Annotated in this window: 18 protein-coding genes and 1 pseudogene; 10 read left to right on the top strand and 9 right to left on the bottom strand. The window is 68.7% G+C overall.

Features of this window, described 5'->3' with window-relative positions; all coding sequences use genetic code 11:
* Positions 1–38 precede the first annotated feature (38 nt).
* From E0F75_RS06560 to E0F75_RS06570, 3 genes are all read right to left on the bottom strand, one after another.
* Complete coding sequence (locus E0F75_RS06560) at positions 39–860, bottom strand: DUF317 domain-containing protein (protein ID WP_187621509.1); 822 nt, start codon at positions 858–860, stop codon at positions 39–41.
* 16 nt (positions 861–876) lie between these two features.
* Complete coding sequence (locus E0F75_RS06565; RefSeq protein ID WP_374115373.1) at positions 877–1,161, bottom strand: hypothetical protein; 285 nt, start codon at positions 1,159–1,161, stop codon at positions 877–879.
* A gap of 99 nt (positions 1,162–1,260) precedes the next feature.
* Positions 1,261–1,614, bottom strand: coding sequence for a DUF317 domain-containing protein (locus E0F75_RS06570; protein ID WP_187621511.1), 354 nt, complete (start codon positions 1,612–1,614; stop codon positions 1,261–1,263).
* 259 nt (positions 1,615–1,873) lie between these two features.
* On the opposite strand from E0F75_RS06570, the gene E0F75_RS06575 reads away from it, so the two are divergent.
* Genes E0F75_RS06575 through E0F75_RS06585 form a run of 3 tightly spaced genes read left to right on the top strand, consistent with a single transcriptional unit; the run spans position 1,874 to position 7,319 of the window.
* Positions 1,874–4,006 (top strand): ATP-binding protein, encoded by a 2,133-nt coding sequence (locus E0F75_RS06575; protein WP_187621512.1) that lies wholly within the window; start codon positions 1,874–1,876, stop codon positions 4,004–4,006.
* Complete coding sequence (locus E0F75_RS06580) at positions 4,003–6,492, top strand: WD40 repeat domain-containing protein (protein WP_187621513.1); 2,490 nt, start codon at positions 4,003–4,005, stop codon at positions 6,490–6,492. The genes E0F75_RS06575 and E0F75_RS06580 overlap by 4 nt, the downstream gene beginning before the upstream one ends.
* Positions 6,489–7,319, top strand: coding sequence for a hypothetical protein (locus tag E0F75_RS06585; protein ID WP_187621514.1), 831 nt, complete (start codon positions 6,489–6,491; stop codon positions 7,317–7,319). Before E0F75_RS06580 ends, E0F75_RS06585 begins: the two co-directional genes overlap by 4 nt.
* An 877-nt stretch (positions 7,320–8,196) precedes the next feature.
* Here E0F75_RS06585 and E0F75_RS06590 read toward each other — a convergent pair.
* From E0F75_RS06590 to E0F75_RS06610, 5 genes and pseudogenes are all read right to left on the bottom strand, one after another.
* A pseudogene (locus tag E0F75_RS06590) lies at positions 8,197–8,313 on the bottom strand (IS5/IS1182 family transposase); the annotation flags it as partial.
* 107 nt (positions 8,314–8,420) lie between these two features.
* Positions 8,421–9,428 (bottom strand): GntR family transcriptional regulator, encoded by a 1,008-nt coding sequence (locus tag E0F75_RS06595; protein WP_187621515.1) that lies wholly within the window; start codon positions 9,426–9,428, stop codon positions 8,421–8,423.
* Positions 9,429–11,005: 1,577 nt separating this feature from the next.
* Positions 11,006–11,701, bottom strand: coding sequence for a flavodoxin (locus tag E0F75_RS06600; RefSeq protein WP_187621516.1), 696 nt, complete (start codon positions 11,699–11,701; stop codon positions 11,006–11,008).
* Between the two features lie 70 nt (positions 11,702–11,771).
* Entirely contained in the window at positions 11,772–13,043 is a 1,272-nt protein-coding gene (locus E0F75_RS06605) for an FAD-binding oxidoreductase (protein WP_229312542.1), read from the bottom strand.
* Positions 13,040–13,234 carry a hypothetical protein gene (locus E0F75_RS06610; RefSeq protein WP_187621517.1) on the bottom strand — a complete coding sequence of 65 codons (195 nt, stop codon included), beginning with the start codon at positions 13,232–13,234 and terminating at the stop codon, positions 13,040–13,042. Before E0F75_RS06610 ends, E0F75_RS06605 begins: the two co-directional genes overlap by 4 nt.
* A 536-nt stretch (positions 13,235–13,770) precedes the next feature.
* On the opposite strand from E0F75_RS06610, the gene E0F75_RS06615 reads away from it, so the two are divergent.
* Complete coding sequence (locus E0F75_RS06615) at positions 13,771–15,159, top strand: MFS transporter (RefSeq protein WP_187621518.1); 1,389 nt, start codon at positions 13,771–13,773, stop codon at positions 15,157–15,159.
* A gap of 71 nt (positions 15,160–15,230) precedes the next feature.
* Positions 15,231–15,806 (top strand): flavodoxin, encoded by a 576-nt coding sequence (locus E0F75_RS06620; protein WP_187621519.1) that lies wholly within the window; start codon positions 15,231–15,233, stop codon positions 15,804–15,806.
* Between the two features lie 106 nt (positions 15,807–15,912).
* Here E0F75_RS06620 and E0F75_RS06625 read toward each other — a convergent pair whose 3' ends face one another.
* On the bottom strand, positions 15,913–16,833 hold the full coding sequence (locus tag E0F75_RS06625; RefSeq protein ID WP_187621520.1) for a helix-turn-helix transcriptional regulator: 921 nt from the start codon (positions 16,831–16,833) through the stop codon (positions 15,913–15,915).
* 200 nt (positions 16,834–17,033) lie between these two features.
* Between E0F75_RS06625 and E0F75_RS06630 the strand changes: the two genes are divergently transcribed.
* From E0F75_RS06630 to E0F75_RS06650, 5 genes are all read left to right on the top strand, one after another.
* Positions 17,034–17,972: an FAD:protein FMN transferase gene (locus E0F75_RS06630; protein WP_187621521.1), complete on the top strand. Its 939-nt coding sequence runs from the start codon at positions 17,034–17,036 to the stop codon at positions 17,970–17,972.
* Positions 17,973–18,027: 55 nt separating this feature from the next.
* A complete protein-coding gene (locus tag E0F75_RS06635) occupies positions 18,028–18,480 on the top strand; it encodes a hypothetical protein (protein WP_187621522.1) in 453 nt (150 codons plus the stop codon).
* 196 nt (positions 18,481–18,676) lie between these two features.
* Positions 18,677–19,018 carry a carboxymuconolactone decarboxylase family protein gene (locus E0F75_RS06640; protein ID WP_187621523.1) on the top strand — a complete coding sequence of 114 codons (342 nt, stop codon included), beginning with the start codon at positions 18,677–18,679 and terminating at the stop codon, positions 19,016–19,018.
* A gap of 14 nt (positions 19,019–19,032) precedes the next feature.
* A complete protein-coding gene (locus tag E0F75_RS06645) occupies positions 19,033–19,446 on the top strand; it encodes a cupin domain-containing protein (protein WP_187621524.1) in 414 nt (137 codons plus the stop codon).
* Positions 19,443–20,468 (top strand): alpha/beta fold hydrolase, encoded by a 1,026-nt coding sequence (locus E0F75_RS06650; RefSeq protein WP_187621525.1) that lies wholly within the window; start codon positions 19,443–19,445, stop codon positions 20,466–20,468. Before E0F75_RS06645 ends, E0F75_RS06650 begins: the two co-directional genes overlap by 4 nt.
* The last annotated feature ends 46 nt before the right edge of the window (positions 20,469–20,514 follow it).

Here is a 20,514-nt window from a genome sequence, read left to right on the forward strand (position 1 = left end):
CGCCTCCCCATCGAGAGCTGAGGGGCAGGCATAGGTGTTCAGCTGGCAGGGGCGCGAAGGAGCCTGTCCTGGGTGCTTGCGGGCAGCACCCCACGTAGGACCGGGGCACTGGAGCTGAGCGAGGCGGCGAAGCGCGCGACGAGGTCGTGCGGCACGCTGGCGCTGAAGGAGGCGGCCCACAGGTAGGACTCCCCAAGAGCGGGTTCCGCCCACGCCTGCCATCCGACCGGACCCACCACGTCGGCCTCAGCAGTGAGAGCGCGGGGGTCGGCGTCCTGGATGAGCGGCGGAACCTCGCCGAGGCTGAGGTGCGAGGTGAAGGTGGGGTCCGTCGCCCCTGCGTCGGGCTGGTCGATGTCGCGGAGCCAGCCATGCGCCGTGGCGGCGTCGAGGACCAAGTCGGGCCCGGCGAACGCGGTGGCGGTCTCCTCGCGGGCGTCGAGCGCGACGAGGAAGTCTGTCAGGACTTCACCCGGGACGTCGGTCGTGAAGTAGGCCGACCACTGCGCGAGCGGACTGTCGGTGTCCACGCGGGCGGACACCTGCCAGGCGACCGGAAGCTCGCCCAAGTGGAACGGCTCGTCCGGCAGGGCCCATTGCGCCCACCGGAGAGTGTCGGGGCTGATGTGAAGGACGGTGCTGCGCAGGACCTGCCGGTCTTCCGGTGCCTCGTCCGGCTCCTGACATCCGCGGACGATCGCGAGACTCGTCCAGCCGAGGCTGGCGAGCGTGTCCGCGACGACGTCGTAGAGACGTCCGTCGTCACCGGCCAGGTGGCGGGGGCCGACCCAGTAATGGGACTGGGCGTTGCTCGGGGTGGATGGTTCGAGCGGGGAGTTGTGGTTCAGGTGCGCCTCCAAAGGGCTGTGTACGGCTCTACTGCCCGCCGACCGGGCAAGCAGATCGGCGGGGGCGGCGCGGGGGCGCCAGCACGGGCGCCTGCCACGCGAAGGCGACGGCCACCTCGGGCGGAAGAGGACCAAGCTGGCTATCCTCGTCCCTCCACTCAGCCAGGTAGACGACGGGCTTCTCCTTCTCGTCCAGGGCTTCGACTATCTGCGCTGCCCGGTGGGCCATAGGGAAGAACGGGTTCATCGCCAGCCGCAAAGGCGCGCTGCGATCACACGCGGAGAGGCGATCGATGAGGTCGCCGACGGTCATCTCCGGTCGCTCCAATTGGGGGAAGCCTCCTTGAGTCACGGGTGTTGGGGCAGGCGGACTCTCGAACCGCCTGATGTACAGGGGACTCGAGGCTCGCCCTCACAGGGGCCGGGAGGTCTCCAGCACACGGGCCACGGCGGCGGCCACAACGTCGGCCGGCGTCTGAGTGTCGAAGGCAATGTTGTAGCCAGGCACCTTCGCGGTACCGGTGACGGCAATCTTCCAACCCTCACCGTCGGTACCGGGGCGACCTAGCGGATACCAGCCGAGGTAGAAGCGTCCGTCCTTGGAGCTGACGTGCACATCGGCCCGGTCGTCCACGACCACGTGAAAGTCGTCGGCGGAAAATTGGTCCATCACGAGCGTGGGCTGGCCCGGACCAAGCTGCCATTCGCGCAGCCGCAGGGCCTGGATAGTGGTGGAGAATCCGGGGCTCACAGGAGCCGCGGTCATGGGCCTTCACCTCACTGACCTGTGGGTTTCGGGGAAGGTCATCTACGTTGACATGCCCCGCACCCGTTGGCCAGTCTTCCGTGGATCTTTCCTGTCTGCCCCAGGCGAACGGAATCCGCACGTCGCTTGTAGGGTCTCAGCTTTCCTGGCCAGATCTCAGACCAACTGGCCACCGTGTGGCCAGAAATCCCATCCCGGCATCCGGTCCGCCTCCTAGTCTGTTCTGAGGCGATCACGGGCGAGGCGGAAGGCGCGAAGCGTGGCTGGGGACGATCTACCGGGGAAGGCCGACGACCTTGCCGTGGTCCTTTCGGTGTCCGAGTTCCAGCTTGCGCACGCTGGCGCCAGCAGTGAGGAAGAGGACGAGGAAGACCCACCGGAACGATCGACCTGGGAGGAGCTCAAGTTCGCCGAGCACCTCGGTGAGCTCGTTGCCGAGCGCTTGTCGGGAGTGCTGGCCGGTCCTCCGGATCACCTGCACAACCCGAATTTTTCGACCGTCGCCGATCGCCTCAAGCAGTTGCTGAACGACATCAGGGACGGCGGGGATGCGATCGTCCATGTCCTCAGTCACGGCTTGGTCGAACCCGGCTCGAACGAGCTGTGCGTCGTCGCCACGGACTCCCTGCCCTCCGATCACCGGGACGTCTTCGAGACAGTTTTCGGGATCACACGGTTCCTCACCCAGGCGCGCAGGTGCTCCGGGCACGTATTGCTGCTGCTCGACGTCTGCCACAGCGGGGCCGGCATCGATCCGACCAAGGCGATCACGTTCGCCGACCGCCGTGCGTTCGTCATCGCGGCCTGCCCGTCCAAGGACCAGGCATGGGGCGGCCGATTCTCCCAGGCGGTCAGCGACGTCCTCAAAGGTCTGACTCAGGGCCACAGTGAGATCCACCCGAGTGAGCGCTTCGTCCGTCTCACGTGGTTCAAGGACGCGGTGCACAAACGGGTGCGACAGCTGTCAACGGACGCGGGCCATCCCGTGCAGGAGGTTGTCTCCAGCGACCTGTACGGGATCGTGACCGAGTTCCTGCCCAACCCGTGGTTCAGCGAGGACCCCGCAGAGGTCCTGAATCTGAAGAACTACTGGGACCTGCAGGAGTTCATCGTCGGGAACGTGCACGAGTCGCTCGATGTGCATCACTACCTGTCACGGGCGTCCGGGCGCGACACCGCGCAGCAGACTCAGTCGACCTGCCACTTCAAGGGTCGTGAAGCGGAGCTGGAACGGATCCGCGCGTGGCTTGAGAGCGGCGCGGAGGAAGGTGCGACGCTCTGTGTCGTCACCGGGAGTCCCGGGGCCGGCAAGTCCGCGCTGCTGGGCGTCGTGGTCTGCTGCGCCCACCCGCAACTGGTCAAGAGACTCAGGCCGGTCATGCAGAGCATCCAGACGAAGCTCCGTCCCCATCCCCGCTCCCGAGTGGCCGCGGTGCACGCGCGGGGCATGGTCCTGAGCCAGGTCGTCGACACAGTCGCCGCCCAGCTCGATCTTCCGCTGCCGCCGGAAGGCTGGACCGCTCAGAAACTAGTCGATGCGGTCGCCGGGCTGGCGGAGGAACCTCTGATCGTGGTGGATGCCCTGGACGAAGCCATCGAGAGCGTCCAGATCAGTGTGGAGCTGCTGCTGCCGCTGGCGAACCGGGAGGACCGGGGCGGTGGCCGACGGCGGGCATGCCAGCTCCTGGTGGGTGTGCGCCCCTATTGGGACAAGCTTCCCCAGTTGGCGGAGGCTGCTCGTGGCGCCCGCCAGTCGCTGGTCGATCTGGACGCCGTCGACCGGGCCGGGCTCAGGCAGGCCCTGACCGATTACATCAACGAGATGCTCGGTGATACGGACACCTACCTCACCCGCGGGAAGGAGCTGAGCAAGGTCGCCAAGGGCGCGGCCGAACGCATCGAGCGCCACGCCAAAGGGGGAGAGTTCCTCAAGGCCCAGCTGTCCGTCCGGTACCTCAAGGCCGCGGCCCCGGTCACCGACGAGGAGCTCGAGCGTGCGCTCAGCGGACTGCCCCTGACCTTCGCCGCCCTGCTGGAGACACAGTTGAGTGAGGAGCGCACCCATCCGTGGGCACGCCCGGTCCTTGCAGCCCTGGCCTTCAGCGCGGGGAGCGGGATGCCTGCCGACGCGGTCGCCGATGTCGCGCCCGAATTCCACCCCCGGAAGGCGTGGCCGACCCGTGCCGACATCCGTTCGGCGCTGGATCATGTGGCGTTCTACCTCCGGAAGGACGTGGACCCGACGCACGGGACGACGCTCTACCGGCTCTTCCACCAGGAGCTGGTCGACCATCTGCGGCTCCACCCGCGCGGCGGACCCGGCCCGTTGGCCGGGTCGCTCGCCGACCGACCGGAGGAAGGACCGGGTGCGGGCCCGGTGACGGCGTCATGACCGGGGACGAAGAGGCCGTCTTCCGGCGGCTGCTGTCCAGCCTGCCGCGCTACGGCACCGGTCGGCGCTGGGACCTCGCCGATCCCTACCTGCGGCGGCATGCCGCCGAGCACGCGGCCCGGGTGGGCGGCGACCTGCTCGGCGAACTCCTCTCCGACGGCGAGTACCTCGTGAACGCGGACCCGAGGTCCGTCACCTCGGCACTCTCCCCTTTCCGGGACGTGTACGGGGGCTTCATCCAGGAGCTGCTCGACGTGTACTGCGCCTCTGTCAGCTGGCACCAGCGGGTGGATCCAGGAGCGCGACGTCAGATCCTTGCCCTGGACGCCGTGCGCCTCGGCCACCGGGAGCTGGCGGCAAGCATGGAGCGCCTGCCGGGCGGCCGCGTGCTTCCGTGGCACTGCGTGTGGTCGAGCGCCACCAACGTCTCCCCATCGGCCGGCGCCACCATGACCGGCCACGCTGAGGCCATCACCGCCCTGACCGTGACCGAGGTCGCCGACCGTCTGGTGGCGGCAACGGGCTGTAAGGACCGTACGGTTCGGATCTGGGACCTCACCACCGGCCGGACGCGGCACGTGCTGCTTCACGGTTCGCCGGTCACCAGCCTCGCCTCCACCCTTCTCGACGGCCTGCCGGTCCTGCTGACCGGCGGCGAGCGGGTCACCCGGTGGGATCTGTCGACCGGCCGTCCGATGGGCTCGGTGTCCGTGGGATCTCCCGTCAGGCAGCTCGCCATCGACGACTCCGGTCTGATCGCCATGGCCACCGAGACCTTCCCGTATGTGGCCGACCTGCGTGCGGAATCGGAACCTCCCCGGCCGGTGCGAACCGCAGGACAGCGGGTACGGTTCGTGGCCGTCTGCCGCGAAGGGCACAGCCGCTTCGCGCTCGCCGTCACCGAGGGCAGCTACGTCAGCGCCTTCGCCCTGCCCGGCGGCGAGCTCCGGTACCGGTCCGTGCTGCGCCGCAACGGCGACGCGGCGGACCGGATCACCGCCCTCGCCACCCGTGACGTCGACGGTCAGTGTGTGGCGGTCGTCGGCCACGCGAGCGGAGCCTGTACGGCCTTCCACGCACACAGCGGCCTGCTCGTCCACTCCCTGCTCCACCCGGCCGTCACCGAGGGACGGGCGCCCCGGGGGGTGCGTAACGAGGTCGACTCCATCGAAATCCACCCGTCAGCGCATGGCTGGCGGGCTGTCGCGGGCCACCGGGACGGCATGCTGCGCACCTGGGACCTCTACTCCGGCGGACTGCTGCACGAGGAACGCGCGCACGCCAGCTCCGTAACGGATCTCGTGACCACGACCGTGGACGACCGCCTCGTGCTGCTGACCGCCTCGGAGGACGACACAGTCCGCTCCTGGGATGCGGAGACGGGCGCACTGCGGGACGTCCTCGCCGGCCATACCAGTGGGGTCACCCGCGTCGCGCCGGCCCTGTCCGGAGTGTCCGGTACCCGGCCGGTGGCGGTGACCGTGTCGAAGGACCGGACCGTGCGTACTTGGGACCTGCGCAACCGCCGGACGGGCCGGCTTCCCGGCGAACATCCGAACTGGGTCCGCACCCTCGGCCTCCACCGCATCGACGGACGGCTGTACGCCGTCACCTCCTGCCGCGACGCCGCCATCCGGGTCCTCGACGCGGACACCGGCGAGAAGGTACGGGAGTTCACGGATCCGGACGGGCAGCCCCTCCAGGCCGCCGACGTCCTCACGCAGAGCGGGTTGACCTGGATCGCCGCGGGCGGAGAGCAGGGCCGGCTGCACCTGTGGGAGTACGGCACGCCGGAGCCGCGGGAAAGCACGGCCCCCGGCCCCAGCGCAGTCACCACGCTGGCCATCCTCGCCCCGGACCTGGTCGGGTTCCAGATGGTCGCAGGTAGGAACGACGGAGCGTTGGCCGTCTGGTCTCCGGGCCTGGGTGAGGAACCACGGCTACTAGCCCCGCCCGGGCATGGCAGGGACGCTGGAGTGTCCGCACTGGCCGTCGCCGAGACCCCGGGCGGACCGGTGGTCTTCAGCGGAACATACGACGGCACCTGCCGGACGATGCTCCTGCGTAACAGGCGCCTGCTGCACAGCCACCGCCTTGGGACACCTGTCAAGGCGGTGGCGATCGGATCGGTCGCCGGTGAGCCGGTCACCGCTGCGGGCGACGAAGGCGGCCGGATCACCCTGAACCGCTTGGCGGACGGCACGGTACTGCGCACCCTGGTTGCCCACACGGGCCCCGTGCGCTCCCTCGCCTTCTCCCGGGTCGGTCACGTGGACGCCCTGGTCTCGGGCAGCTCCGACGGCACCGTCCGCATCTGGGAGACCTCGACCGGCACTCAGCTCGACCGCATCGACCTCCCGGACTACGTCCAGACCGTCGCCCATGCCGACGGCGTACTAGCCATCGGCTACGGGCGCGAGGTCTCCGTGTTCGCCCCATCAAGCCGGCCGACCCGACCGGAACACCGAGCAGAAGGAAGCCGATGACCCGCATTCTCGCCATCCACGGCGTCAACCAATACGACCCGGCGCGCACACCCGAAGCGGCGGCCGCCCGCCTCGGCGCGGTCTGGCACAAGGCCCTCAACCGGGAGCTGCCCGTCCCCGTGGATGCCGTGGACATGCGCCTGGTGTACTACGCGGACCTGCTGCGTCCCACCGGTCCCGCCGCGCAGGGCGCCACTGACGACCTCGACCACCTGTCGCCCGAGGCTGCTGACGCCGCCCGCCGATGGGGCGAACTGCACGGCCTCGATCTGAACAAGGCACAGGGCCGGGCCCTGACGCCCGTCCGCTGGGTTGCGGACGCCGTCGCCCACCGCAAGGGGCTGGACACCAAACTCGTGCGCAGGTTCGTGGCCTCCTACTTCCCCGAGCTCGTCGGCTACCTGCACTCCCCCGCACGCCAGGCGGTGCAGCAGCGGCTGGCGGACGCCATCGCCAAGGAGTCCCCCACGGTTCTGATCGCCCACTCACTGGGATCGGTCGTCGCCTACGACACGCTCTGGCGGCACGCCCACAAGGTCGACGTGCTGCTCACCATCGGGTCGCCGCTGGCCATGCCGGACATCGTCTTCCCACACCTCCACCACACCCCCAGGTCGGGCAAGGGAGTACGGCCACAGACGGTGGGCCACTGGATCAACATCGCCGACCCCGGAGACCTGGTCGCCATCCCGCAACCGCTCACCAACCACTTTGACGACGTGAATTCGAACGTCTCGGCGGGTATCGGTGCCTTCAGCTTCCACAAGGCCGCGTCCTATCTCAAGTGCTCCGCCACAGCCAAGGCGCTCGCTCCGTTCCTCAAGTAGGGCCTTCTCGCAGACGGGTCGTACCGGCAGCTGGCCATCGGAGCGTGCCACCAGCCCGGGCGCCCAGATTCGTTGGGCAGGGTGCCGAGCGATGATCGGCACCCTGCCGTATCGGCGCAAGGACGTCGTCACCGGGGGTTGGCTACCCCACAGCCTCCGCAGCCGTCGGCTGGCACAGGGTCGGTTGGATCGAGTGCGCGGCCACCGTCGGAGTCGGCCGCCGTCTGCGCTCAGGAAATGGCCACCCTCGTGAGACGAAACGTCCATGCCACGTGGTGAGACAACTAGCAGAGCACCAAGTCATCGAGCTGTCCCATGGCATGAGCCGCGAGACCCTACATCGCTTGTAGGGTCCAGGATTTCGCGGCACAGTCTCAGCCGCGATGGCACCAGGTTGGCACTTATGCCATCTATCTGAGATTCGTAGGTCGGGCGCGTCATCTATCGGGTGACTCCGCATAAGGCGGGCCCTGTAACCGATACCGCGCTGGCAACTTGGCATCAGGGTGGCGGCTGGGGGCGCGATGGACGGCGCAGCTGCATTCGTGAGTTTGCGATGTCGGGACTGTGCATGTGTCGAGGACCAGGCGTGGCAATCGGTCCCGTTGGATCTGGTACGAGCAGGACCACCTGTCACTCCAGGACATCGGCCGACCGCGAAGGAGCCAGCCTCGCCACCGTTCAACTCTCAGTCATCGAGAACGGCGTCCGGCTGCGCCCGTCTGGTTCCTACCCGGGCAGACGAGGAGAAGGTGACGGCGGCGACCCTGCCGACCAGCCCATGACCACGTCCTGCCAACAGGAGCCTGGCGTCGTGAGGCTGTCTGAAGAACCACAGGTCTGAGCCCCGTGAAATGACGCGAGTGAGTGAGCCTTTTCAACGTTGCCTCTCCAGGGTGAGGACGGCTTTGGAGGTGACGGTCATGCGGTCGGGGCTGATGCGGGATCTGCGGAAGATCTGCCAGGACTTCAGCAGTGCCATGCCGCGTGCGTCAGCGCTACGCCCGGATGTTCCACGTGTCGTCAGGGCACTCTTCTCGCCCCTTAAACGCGAAAAGGCCCATTTCGTGAGGGAATGGGGCCTTTTAGTGGGGTCTGGGCTTAGTCGTCCAGGGAGTCCAGCTCCCGGAGCGCAGCGTCCGCCTGGTCCCGGGTGGCCTTCATCTGGTCCCGGAACGCCTTTCGCTGGGCCGGGGTCATGACACGGAGGGACGCCACGGAGAACACGGCAACCCCGTGTTCGATCTGGCGGGCCAGGGTCACGAGCTGTGCCCCGGTGGCTTTGCCCTTGCGGGCCTCTCCGGCCGTGGCCTTGGCGGTGTCGGAGACCTCCGTCAGGGCCTTGGCGGTCTTCTTTTCCAGGCTGGCACGCTGTCCCCGGGAAAGCGGGTCCACGCCGAACTTGTCCCACTTGGATGGTGGGATCACCTCCCGCTTGCGGTCCTCGACGTGGTGGAGGATCGCGCGCTGGGCTGTTTTGTCCGCGCCCAGGTCCTGGTACAGGAGGGCGGCCAGGGCCTGGTACTCCGAAGACTTGCCGTTGTAGTCGAGGTCTCCCTTGTACGTGAACATCTGGCGGAGTTCCATCAGCTTGGCGGACATGTCCCGCTTGGCCTTCGTCGCCCGGGTCTCCGTGTCCAGCCACGTCCGGCCCAGGATCTTGGTCTCCTGGTACACCCGGGCCACGTCCTCCCGCTTCAGGGCCCGTTCCGCGTTGGGGTCGATATGCTCCGTGACCACGCGACCCTCCAGGACCTTGGGAGCCTCCCGGGTGGCCACCTCCGACCCCTTCGGCGCCTCCGCCTTGGCCGCGATTCTGGCCGTCAGGCCCTTCGCGGATTCCGTGACCACCAAGGGTGTTGCGGCATTCTGGCCGGCGGATGTGTCAGGCGGGAACAGGCCCTCTGCTACCTCCCAGGCGTCTCCGTCTCGAACGACCACGCCCTCCCCGGTCAAGACCTCCAGCGCCTTGGTCACAGTTGCCGCGTTGGTGGCATGCCTGGCCGCCAGGCCCGCCGTGCCCAGGTCCAGGCCCTCCGCGCAGGTCCCCTCCTGGATGTCCTTGCGGAGAGCCTCCGCCACCGCCACGTACCTTGCTGGTTTGGCCATCGCCCTCTCCCCTTGTCTTCATGAAGCGGAACCACGGTACCGCCGCGCGTAGGCCGTGGTTCTACTTCTCTTGGAACTTGGCACCGCACACGTTGCAGGTGATCCGCCCAGGGATGCGATGCGCGGGCCGACTTGGAAAGTTCGTGGAGGGTTGGCGCGCGCGCATCGCAGGGTGATACGTGCACCCCCCGGGCGGGCCGTCGGGACGCTCCCAGACGCCCAGGGGGCTACCAGGCGGTCCCGCTTCAGGACCTTGGCCCAGAGACTCCGCCAGTTGCCGGGGATTCGTGCCCGCCGACCACCGCCATGCCAAGTCATGAGATCCCCGTCGGAACATGTTCTGACCCTCCGCTAGTCGACTAGCGGAGGGAGCTTTACGAGTTGCACTGAAGGCAATTCGGTTGCACTGAGGGCAACCGCAACGTCGAGGTTGCGTACGCACCTGCGTACGCAACTCTTGAACAGAAACCCAATGAACCGCAGGTCAACACGACCTCGATCGCCAACCTGGCGCACTGGTCAGTACGCTAAGTTGGCGCGCCGTCAGGCCGCCGAACGCCTGCCTATCAAGGTTAATTCGTGAGGCACTGACGCAACTGACTCAAGGCAGTTGCGTCAGTCGTTTACGCATCCCCCAGCATGCGGGCACAGCGCGCTAGACCAGCGCGCCGCCACGACAGGACCTCGACCTCCGCCAGCGATAGCCCGCTAACGGCGCCGGCTGACCACACCTCGACGTCACGGTGTGCCCGCCTCAGCCGGAGACCGTCTGCGATCGCAGGTGCGATCGCACCTGCCGCGACTATCAGCGGGGGTAGTACCACCATCAAAAGGCGCACAAGTCTTCCGAGTCGCGCACTTTTCTCAGGGTGGTACCACCAACCCGGCCGCCCGGCCGCCCGGCCGGGCGAGAGCCGGATAACGGGCCTGGGGGTTACGCACCAGGTGAGAGCACGTCACAGACCCCAGGCCCGTTATCCGCAGGGCCGCAAGCTGTCGTGACAGGTTCTCGATACTGCGAATCTGTCATTTCCGTCAGCATGCCAGGGAGACCACATACCGAAATCAGTACCTGGCCTAGGCCACTTGGGCCGCCAGCCTGCTGACCAGCACGGCTAGGCGTTGCTCCGAAACTTGTGCTTGGGTATGTGCACGCATCAGCGCGAGGGACGTTGGTGCGCAGAAAGGCATGTCCCCGTGAAGACGCCCACGCCTCCTGACCCGAACCCGTACTTTGAACTCCGGGTAGGGACCCTGTACGTCAAGGCGGACCACTTCCCGACCAAGGCAATCACCCTAGCCGTGGGCCTGGCCTCCGCCCTGGCCACATGGCTTTTCATGGGGCAGTGAGCGTTTTCAGAGTGGCCACTGATCGAGTGACCCAGGCCGAGTCATTACGCTCAGTGTCCCTTCGGGGGCGCCTGGCGGGAGGACGTGGACCGTTGTCGAGTTTCACTTCATGAGTGAACTCACCCTACTCGCGGAAGCATCGCTGCTGCCCTGGAGCGTCACCTATCCCCCTCGGTCATCCGGAAAGTGGCGTTGCGTTAGGCCACCGGGCCCGGGGCGGAACGCGTCTACCTGCGCTTCAGCGCGGCGAGCCATTCGGTGACCTGAGTCGTGGCGTCGTCCATGTCGTCCCTTGAGATGGTGAAGGCGTCGCCGACCACGGTGGCGCCGGGCAGCGTGGTCACGATGGAGTCCACGGTGCTGGCCAGTCGGCTTCCGCCGTGGGTGCTGAAAGGGATGACATTCTTGCCCTTGAAGTCGTGTCCTTCGAGGAAGGTGTAGAGGGGCATCGGCATGTCGTACCACCAGATCGGGTAGCCGATGAACACGGTGTCGTAGTCGGCGAGGTTGCGCACGGTCTGCTTGAGCCGGGGCCGGGCGCGGGTGTTGAGCTGTTCGTCGGCGAGGTCGGTGAGGGTGGCGTGGTCCAGGGGAAGGGCCTCGGCCGTCTCGATGCGGAAGAGGTCGGCCTTCGTGCGTTCGGCGATGAGTTGTGCCACGTACTGGGTGTTCCCGTAGACCTTGCCGTCGACGATGTGGGTGCTGTTCGCCTCGTCCTCGCTCATGCCAGCGGGGTCGTCGGTCTCGGGGAAGGAGAAGTAGGCGACCAGCACGCGGGATTTGTCCAGGGTCTTCGTCATCTCCGATGCCTGTGCGCCTTGGTTGTCGTCGCTGCCGGGCAGGAAGGAGCAGCCCGCGAGGCCGGCTCCCGCCACGGTTGCTACGGCAAGGGCGAGGAAACTGCGGCGTGAGGTGTTGCTCATGGAAGGTGCTCCGTACGGTGAGAGGGCGGGGACGCGCCAGGGAGAGCTGTCGGCGCGGGGATGACGGCGGCTACATCGTGAGTCGTTCGTCGTGGAGGCGGAGCGGGGAGACGCCCAGGCGTCGCAGGAGGCGCCGTTGGCCCAGGACTCCGGGGCCGGGACCGACGACGAAGAAGGTGCCCTGCTTGATCTCTTCGGTGGACAGGGCTCGAGTCAGGTCCTCGCGGCGGAACCTGCCGGTCTTGATCTCAGTGGTCAGCTGTCCGCCGGAGGCGGCTTCGTATTCGTCGAGAAGGCTGCGGTAGTAGGCGTCTTCGGGAGTGCGCACCGACCAGAGCAGGCGGATCTGGCGGGTGGTGTGGTGCTCCGAGACCAGGCTCAGCAGGGGCGCGACGCCGGCGCCCATGCCGACAAGGACCAGCGGACGCTCGGGGGGCTGGCCCTGGGCGATGGAGTCGAAGCGGCCGAAGGGTCCTTCCAGCCGGACGCGAGTTCCCGTCGTGACGCCGTCGAGCCGGCTGGTGAAGTCGCCGTGGGTGCGCACCGTGAAGGTGAGGATGTTCTGGCCGTTGTCGGTGACCGAGAATGGGTGCCATTCGCGGCTGACGGCCTCGAAGCTGAGGAAGAGGAAGTCTCCCGGCCTGACGGCATCGCAGCGTTCGTCCAGGCGGATCGAGATGCGGCGGGCGGAGGTGCCGAGAGGTTCGTTTCCGACGACCACCCCGGCGAGGAAGGCGTCGGGGGATATCCACTTGCGCCAGGCATACACCGTGAAGGTGAGCACGGTGTACGCGTCGAACAGGAGCATGAAGCCGAGGTACTGGTTCACCCGGACCAGCAGGTGGGCGTGAAGGAAGATCATCACGATCACGAGCAGGTTGAGGCGGTGGATCCAGACGGACAGGCGATGCCGGAAGACCTTCTCCAGCAGCCCCTTGGCCCGCAGCAGCAGGCGCGACCTGTCCACGAGCCAGCCGCTTATGAAGAACGCGGAGTAGCACAGCACCGCGAGCGCGCCGTAGAAGGCCCAGTCGCCCAAGAGACGGGCGCCGCTGCTGGGCGCGTAGGAGTACTCCTGGTGGAGGTAGGCGGTGGCCAGCGCCAGGACTCCGAGCATGCCGTGCAGGCCGTAGATCGACGGGAGTCCGATGAGGCGTTCAAGCCAGACCGGGCGAACGCTGAGCAGCACCGCGAGCAGCCACCAGGCGTACGCGATCAGGCCGAGGAAGATGTAGAGCTTCAGCTGCTGCGGCACCAGGGCCACCGCGTCGTAAGTGAAGAGCAGAGGCAGTGGGAAGACGACTGCCGCGCCCCAGAAGAGCATCTTGCGGAGCACCGTCACGCCCTCTCTTCCGGACCGTTGTCCGGGACGTCCTGGGCCGACGTCTTGTCGCCCAGGGGGTTCGCCGGGGCCGACAGTCCGGGTGTCCGCGCTCCCCCTTCCTGTGCCGCGTCCAGGTTCAGGTAGGCCAGCAAGGCCATCGTCACGAGGGCGGCTGAAATCAGCACGAGCGCTTTGGACCTTCGCTTCACGGGCGGGCTCCTGGGCGTCCGTGGGCGCGTAGGCCGTCGGTCGGCACCGAGCGCAGGAGGCCGGGATCACCGGAGAGTCGGCTCATGACGGGTTGTTCCACTTCGGGTGTCGGAGGCGGGGAAACGTTCATGAGCAGCGTGTGGCAGGCCGCGAGTGTGGGGAAGGACGGGTCGTGCCGTGGCAGGGCGGGCCGTGCTGTCACGGGGCGCCCCACAAACCTTCCGGCGGAGCTATAGATCTGGTAAAGAGAAAGTCAAGCGAGTGGGCGTTGCGCTCGGAAGCGGCGACGTCGCGGTGTTCCCCACTCGCCGTCCGACGGCGGGCCGGGGAACGAGTGCCATCCCTGGCGGCTCTGCCGTACCGTCCAACACGCGGGGGCGATGGGCGGCGCTACGAGGAAGCGGGCCAAGGCTCAGGGGGGACCTGGCACAGCCTGGAACGCCATGCCGTGGATCATCCCGGCCTTCCGGCACGCGGCGTGCCGGAGGAGGGTCTACACAGGTAAAAGCCTTTGTTCCGCTTCCTGGAGACCTTGATGAGAGGCACGACCGCCGCAACCCGATCCCTGTTGTCCGGCCCTCCGTCGGGCCGTGGGGGCACCAGCTCCACCTTCGCCTTGCTGGCGTCGGTGATCGGCTTCTTCGTGATCACGCTGGACGCACTGATCGTGAACGTCGCCCTGCCGACGATCGGGGACGACCTCGGCGGCGGCATGGCCGGGCTGCAGTGGGTAGTCGACGGCTACACGCTGATGCTGGCGGCCCTGCTTCTGTCCGCGGGCGCGGTGTCCGACCGGATCGGCGCCCGCCAGGCGTACGGCCTGGGGTTGGCGGTGTTCCTTGTGGCCTCGGCGGCCTGCGGTTTCGCACCGTCGCTGCCGACGCTCGTCGCGGCGCGATTCGTGCAGGGCGCGGGCGCGGCCGTGATGATGCCCGCCACGCTGGCGATGCTGCGTGAGGCGTTTCCCGACGCCGGGGCACGAACCCGGGCGCTGGCCCTGTGGGCGGTCGGCGGTTCGGTCGGCTCCGCAGCGGGACCGGTCCTGGGCGGGGCGCTGAACCAGGTCAGCTGGCGCTGGATCTTCTTCATCAACGTGCCGGTCGGCATCGTCGCCCTGCTGCTCCTCGCCCGGGTGGCCCGCTCCCCGCGTCGTTCCATCCCGCTCGACTGGATCGGGCAGGTCACCGCCGTTGTGGCCATGGGCGGGCTCACGTACGGGCTCATCGAGGGCGGTGAGTACGGCTTCGGCCGGCCCGAGGTCCTCATCGCTTTCGCGCTCGCCGCGGTGGCGTTGGTGGTGTTCGTCGCCGACCAGGCGAAGAGCGCCCACCCGATGCTGCCATTGAGCTTCTTCCGCTCCCGCATCGTCGTCGCCTGCCTGACGGCGGGCTTCGCCCTCAACATCGGCTTCTACGGCCTGACGTTCCTGCTCTCCCTCTACTTCCAGGACCAGCGCGGGCTGACCGCCCTGCAGACCGGCTTCGCGTTCCTGCCCATGACGCTGGCCACCGGTGTCGTCTCGCTGGTCTCCGCGTCCGCGGTCCGCAGGTTCGGCGCCAAGCCCGTCATGATCGGCGGACAGGCGCTCATGGCCCTCGGCCTGCTTCTGCTGTGTGCGCTGTCCGCCTCCGCGCCCCTGGGGCTGGTGATCATCCTCATGATTCCCGTCTCCTGCGGCGGCGCGCTGGCCGTTCCCGCCATGACCGGACTGACCCTGGAGAGCGTCCCGGCCGAACAGGCCGGACTGGCCTCCGGCGCGCTCAACACCTTCCGCCAGTTCGGCGGCGCGCTCGCCGTCGCCATCTTCGGCGCGCTGATCGCCGGCGGCTCGTTCTACTCCGGGATGCGCGTCAGCCTCGTCCTCGGAGCCGTCCTCCTGGCCCTCACCGCGGGCATCGGTCTACTCCGTCCCACCCGCCGCTGACCGCACCGACAGCACCGCGCCGAGCACCGGGCCGGAACTGGCTCTGTACCTGCGCAGGAAGGAAAGAACCCATGTCGCGCAGAAAAGACCACCCGGCCGGCGGCCCGGTCTTCCTGGCCTACTTCTCCCGGCCGGGCGAGAACTACTCCTACGGCGGCCGCACCTTCCTCACGGTCGGCAACACCAAACTCCTGGCAGACAAGATCGCCGCCAGGCTCGACTGCGACGTCTATCGCATCGAGGCCGCCGACCCATACCCCGACGACTACGACGCGACCGTGGCGCGCAACGTCCGCGAACAGGAGGACGAGGCACGGCCCGCCATCGCGGGACCTCTGCCCTCGGCATTGTCATGGCAGCGCTACGGCACCGTGCTGCTGGGCAGCCCTGTGTGGAACGTCGCCGCGCCCATGATCATGCGGACCTTCGCGGAGGCGCTCGACTTCCGCGGCAAGACCGTGGCTCCGTTCACCACTCACGCCATGAGCGGTCTGGGCACCGCCCCGAAGGACTACGCCACGTCCTGTCCCGGAGCCACCATCGCCATCGGCCTGGCGGTCCGTGGCGAGGAGGCCGGCGATCCTGCGACGGACACCGCCGTCGACACCTGGCTGCACGACCTCGGCCTCATCGGCGAACGAAGCTAAGGAGAGCCGCCACCCACCACGAGAACGGGCGCTGGGGTCCGGATCAACACCTGATCCGGACCCCAGCGCCCGTTCCGATCCTTCAGGGAGAGCCCTGCCGCCGCCTCTACTCCTCGCGCCGCGACTCCGCAGGCTCGGCCGGCGCCGCCGTTTTACTGGCCGAGGGGGCCGGGGCGGTCATATCCAGCAGCAGCATGGCGTCGTGATCGGGAGTGGCCGGCTCGGCGACGTAGACGCTGAGCCGGTGACCGGGAGAGCCTTCCAGCGGCATGCTCTGGCCCATGAGGGCCAGCGTGCCGACGGTGGGGTGCCGGAAGGTCTTGAGTGTCTTCTTGCGGCCGGTGACCTCGTAGCGCTCCCAGAGGCGGGCGAAGTCCGGGCTCTTCAGGAGCAGTTCGCCGACGATGGCCACGAGATCGGGTGCGTCAGGGTCGGCGCCGGCGACAGCGCGCAACCGTGCGACGCAGGTGCGGACCAGGTTCTCCCAGTCCGGGAACAGCTCGCGGGCCGCAGGGTGCAGGAAGAGGTAGCGGGCGAGGTTGCGCTGCTTGACGGGCCAGTCGTCCAGTCCGGCGTACAGGGCGAGGCCGCCCGGGTTCCAGGCGAGCATGTCGAAGTTGCGTGAGACGACGTAGGCGGGGCTCGGCCGCAGCGTGTCCAGAAGGATCCTGATGTGCGGCCGCACGGTCCTGCTCGGCGCCTGGGGCGGTTCCGAGGCGTAGCGCGCGGCTCGGACGGCCAGCTCCCGCAGGTGCTCGTGCTCCTCCTCGTCCAGCTTCAGCGCGCGGGCGAGGGCGTCGATGACGGCCGGGCTGGGCCGGGTCTCCTTGCCGCGCTCCAGCCGGGCGTAGTAGTCGATGCTGACCCCAGCGAGCGTGGCGAGCTCCTCGCGGCGCAGGCCCGGGGTGCGGCGCATGCCGGTTCCCATGGGAAGGCCGGCCGCTTGCGGGCTGGTCTGGGTGCGTCGGGCTCGCAGGAAGGTGCCCAGCTCAGGACCGCTGTCGTGCTGCGGTGACGGTGACTCCATGCCTTCCAGTGTGCTGCGTCCCGGCCGTGATCGACAGCGCCGAGGGGGGACCTGTCACAGCCTGGCACAGCCCGTCCTGGCACCCGGGCGCCGTACGGGGGACTGTTGTTCTGCCGGCTGGTCCGCCCCCTCCGGACCGGCCGCCCCTGCCCCCGACAGGCGCCCGCGACCAGCCGGCGCGCTCGTGAGGAATTGCCGCCATGACACTCGCCGCACCAGCTGCCGCACCCAGGGCCCGGTTCGCCTTCGAGGGCATCGGAACGCCGTGGCAGGTCCTCACCGGAGAACCGCTGCCGGAGGAGGTCCGCACGGCCGTGCTGGACTGCGTGGAGGGGTTCGACTCGGTGTGGTCGCGGTTCCGCCCGGACTCGCTGGTGAGCCGGATCGCCGCCTCGCCGGGCGGCGGCCGGTTCGTCTTCCCCGACGACGCGACCGTCATGTTCGACCTGTACGACCGTCTCGGCGCAGCCACCGGCGGCGCCGTCGACCCGCTCGTCGGCCGCCGCCTCGAAGAGCTCGGCTACGACGCGACATACACCTTCCGGCCCGCCCTCACCCCCGAGGCATACGCGACGGACGCGTGGTCGAGGGAGAGGCCGCTGTGGACGCGGGACGTACGACGCGACGGGCCGGTGCTCACCACCCGGCGCCCCCTCGTGCTGGACGTTGGAGCCGCGGGCAAGGGCCGGCTGGTCGACCTGGTCGCCGGCATCCTGCGCCGGGCCGGGATCCGCGGCTACGTGGTCGACGGCAGCGGCGACCTCGCCCACGCCGGCGACACCACCCGCACGTCGGACCGGCCCCTGAGGGTCGGCTTGGAGCACCCGGACGACCCCACGCGCGTGATCGGTGTCGCACGCCTGTACGACCTCTCCCTGTGCGCCTCGGCCACCAACCGGCGCCGCTGGGGACCGGGCCTGCACCACCTCCTGGACGCCCGCACCGGACAGCCCGTCCACGACACCGTCGCCACCTGGACCGTCGCCGACGACACGGCCACCGCCGACGGACTCGCCACCGCCCTGTTCCTCACCGGCCCGGACCGACTGGCCGAACACTTCGACTTCTCCTGGGTACGCCTGGGCGCGGACGGCCGGCTCGACGCCTCGGCCGACTTCGACGGCGAACTCTTCGCCTGACCCCTCCCCTGAACCGGCACCCCCTTCCCCGCCACCCGAAAGCGAGCACCGCGCCATGAACACCCTCGGAAAGAAGGCCGCCGCCGCGAGCGCCGCCGCCCTCATCACGGCCGGCCTGACCGCCTGCTCCAGCGACGACGGCGACACCCCGGCCCCCGCAACGCCTACCGCCTCCGCATCGGCGTCGGCTCCGGCGGCCTCCTCCGAGGCGCGGGACCGCGACTACCGCGACGGCACGTACTCGGCGGACGGCGTGTACGGCAACAACTCCCGTATCACCGTCTCGCTGACCCTGAGCGACGGCGTCGTCGGAGACCTGTCGGTCACCCCGCACGCCACGAACCCGACCTCCCGCGACTACCAGCAGGACTTCGCGGACGCTGCCCCGGCCGCCGTCAACGGCAAGCCGATCGACGAAGTGGAACTCGACCTCCTGGCCGGCGCGAGCGGCACCACCGAAGGCTTCAACTCCGCCATCGACCTCATCCAGGACCAGGCCGCCCGATGACCGCCGCGCGGACGAGATGCGGGACGCCCCACGCAGCCAGGCTGTGACAGGGCACCCCATACCAGTGGCCGCGCCCACACCATGAAGCAAGAATCATCAGAAATGCCGCGAATACATCGGTTCGGGCACACGGGTCCGACGGGCTGACCTGCTCGTTCTGTAGAACCGTCGACAGTACGACCGAAGGGAACGCCGCATGTCCGCCCAGCCCACCCGAGCCGAGCAGCTCCTCGGCGACCTCGCGCCCAAGATGGTGCAACTCACCGACGACGTCCTCTTCGGCGACGTGTGGAAGCGGCCCGGTCTCTCCCCTCGTGACCGCAGCCTGATCACCGTGGCGATCCTTGCCGCCACCTCCCGCCCCGGCCAGCTCGACAGCCATCTCAAGCTCGCCCTGGACAACGGCGTGACGCGCGAGGAACTCGTCGAGGCCCTCACCCACACCGCCTTCTACGCCGGCTGGCCGGCAGGCATGGGCGGTCTCGTCCAGCTCAAGGAGATCGTCGGACAAAGCAGCGAGCCCCCGGCCTCGAAGTGACAGGAGGCACGACCATGGAACTGCTCCCGAAGACGCCGACCTCCCAAGGCCCCGCCGAACGCTTCACCGGGGACGTCTGGGTGGACATGCTCGCCGAAGCCGCGCCTTCCTCCCGTCTGACCGCCGGGATCGTGCGATTCGCGCCCTGCGCCCGTACCGCCTGGCACCGTCACGCGCTCGGCCAGACCCTGTACGTCACCGAAGGCATCGGCCTCGTCCAGACCCGCGACGGTCACACGATCGTGCTCCGCCCCGGCGACACCGTCCACACCCCGCCCGGCGAGTGGCACTGGCACGGAGCCACCCCCGACCGCTTCATGACCCACCTGGCCTTGTCGGAACGAACCGACGAACCCGGCACCGCGGACGTCGAGTGGGGCGAGCACGTCGACGACGAGACCTACCGGAAGGCCGCACAAGCACGATGAACGCCACCCCGGCCCCCGACGACGGCTTCGCTCCGCTGACCCTCACCGGTCAGGGATCCTTCGCCGTCGGCGGCACTACCCGCACCACCCCCGGCGCCTTCGACCCGCGCCGCCCGACCGACCCGGCAGGCCAGACTCTGCACGGCGACCACGCCCGTGTCTTCTACCAGATCCCCGTGGACCCGCGTCCGCTGCCGCTCGTCCTGTGGCACGGCTACAAGCAGTGCGGCTCCGGATGGGGATCCACCCCCGACGGCCGCGAAGGCTTCCAGACGATCTTCCTGCGCCGCGGGTTCCCCGTCTACACCCTCGACCAGCCCCGCCGGGCTTCCGCCGGCCAGACCACCCAGGCCGCGCCGGTCGACACCGCCACCACCGACCAGTGGTTCTACAACCAGTTCCGCTTCGGCCTGTGGCCCGACCGCTACCCCGGCGGCCAGTTCCCGCCCGGCGACGAGGCACTGGAGCAGTTCTTCCGATCCATGGTCCCCGACACCGGACCCATCGACGCCGACGTCCTGACCGCCTCCGTCGAGGCGCTGTTCGACCGCATCGGGCCGGGAGTCCTCGTCACGCACTCCCACGCCGGCGGGTTCGGCTGGCTGGCCGCCATGCGCAGTCCCGGCATCAGGGGCGTGGTCGCGCTGGAACCCGGCAGCGGCTTCGTCTTCCCCGAAGGCGAGACCCCTGACCCGATGGACTCCTCCGCCGGCACCATGGCCGCCGTCTCCGTACCACTCGCCGAGTTCGAGCGTCTGACGAAGATCCCCATCGTCGTCTATTACGGCGACAACATCCCCACCGAACCGACCGACATCGCCGGCCGCGACAACTGGCGTATCCGTGTCGCCATGGCCCGCCTCTGGGTCGATGCGGTCAACCGGCACGGCGGCGACGCCCGTCTCGTCCTCCTCCCGGAGGCCGGCATCACGGGCAACAGCCACTTCCTCCACGCGGATCTGAACAACCTGGAGATCGCCGGCCAGATCTCCGCCTTCCTGGTCGAGAAGAACCTCGACTGACCAGAGGGCCGGCCCCGCCCCAGCAACACATACGACTCAGACCGCG

The organism is Streptomyces sp. CB02980, from assembly GCF_014451325.2.
Lineage (GTDB): Bacteria > Actinomycetota > Actinomycetes > Streptomycetales > Streptomycetaceae > Streptomyces.